Raw genomic sequence first — 1460 nt, 5'->3', positions numbered from 1 at the left:
CCAGCTCTTCGGACCCAAGAGCGAGCGCCGTCTTCCGCCTCCTCCCATAGAGCAGCTCAGTCTCGGCGAGATCTTCGAGGCGCAGGAAAAACAGCCGGTTCCTACCCGTACCGTCGCTGCCCATACCCGCACGGTGGCCAAGCGCCCCGAGGAGAAGGCAGAGAGCCTGCCCTTCTTCGACGAATCGCGCCTGCCGGTCGAAACCATCGTGCTGCCGGCTCCCGAGACCCAGGGGCTGGACCCTTCGGCCTATGAGATCATCGACACCAAGATCAGCTATCGCTTGGCCCAAGAGCCCGCCAGCTATGTAGTTCTCAAATACGAGCGGCCCGTAGTGAAACTGCGCGACTCCGGAAAGATCACCCAGGCCCCGGCGCCTGCCGCGGTCTTGGAGGGTGGTCGGGCTGACGTCAGTCTCCTGGCGGGAATCCTGATCGGCAAATTCCTCTACCATCTGCCCTTGTATCGGCAACATCAGCGCATGACCCAGCAGGGGCTGCGGGTGAGCCGCTCCTGGCACACGGACTTGGTGCAACGCTCCATCTTCCTGCTTGCACCGATTTATGCGGCGCAGTTCGAGAGCATTCGCCAATCGCGGGTGCTGACCATGGATGAAACCCCCATCAAGGCCGGATTGTCAGGGAAGGGCAAGATGCACCGAGGGTATTTCTGGCCCGTCTTTGGCGATGCCCAGGAGATCTGCTTTCCCTATGCCGCCACCCGGGGCACGGTCCACATCGAAGAGCTACTCGGCAAGCTGCCGCCGGGCACCGTACTCCTGAGCGATGGCTATGCCGCCTNATGCCGCCACCCGGGGCACGGTCCACATCGAAGAGCTACTCGGCAAGCTGCCGCCGGGCACCGTACTCCTGAGCGATGGCTATGCCGCCTATGCCCGGTTCCAGAAAGAGAACGAAGGGCTAGTCCATGCCCAGTGCTGGGCGCATAGCCGCAGAGAATTCGTCAAGGCCGAGGCCCATGAGCCCGAGCGGGTGGCCGAAGCCCTCCGGCAGATCCGGGAGTTCTATCGCATCGAGGAAGAAATCCAGGAGAAACAACTCACCGGGCAGGCCAAGCGGGAATACCGCAGACGACATACCCTGCCGCTGGTGACAGCCTTCTTCCACTGGGTAGAGCAACAGCTCCAGGACATCGCCCTGCTACCGAGCAACCTCTTCACCAAGGCCTTGGCCTATGTCCATGGCCGCAAAGGTCCGCTCCAAGTCTTTCTGGAAGATCCCGACGTACCCATAGACAGCAACCACATCGAACGACAGATCCGACCGATTCCCCTGGGCCGGAAGAACTGGCTCTTTTGCTGGACCGAGTTGGGCGCCGAGTATCTCGGGATCATCCAGAGCCTGCTCAGTACCTGCCGGCTTCAGGGGGTGGACCCGTACGACTACCTCGTCGATGTCCTGCAACGGGTGGCCACCCACCCCGCCAAGGACGTGGCGCAG

The 1460-nt window shown here is 62.2% G+C and carries 1 protein-coding gene and 1 pseudogene; both read left to right on the top strand.

From position 1 onward, the window contains the following. Positions 1-133: 133 nt before the first annotated feature. Positions 134-800: pseudogene (locus tag CO251_RS18145) on the top strand (transposase); the annotation flags it as partial. 1 nt (position 801) lies between these two features. Further along, positions 802-1460 (top strand): IS66 family transposase (locus tag CO251_RS18140; protein WP_207654703.1); only part of this gene is annotated, 659 nt, incomplete at both ends.

Source organism: Sulfobacillus sp. hq2, assembly GCF_002903155.1.
In the GTDB taxonomy this organism is placed as follows: Bacteria; Bacillota; Sulfobacillia; order Sulfobacillales; family Sulfobacillaceae; genus Sulfobacillus; species Sulfobacillus thermotolerans.
This window is presented reverse-complemented; position numbering and strand designations above follow the sequence as displayed.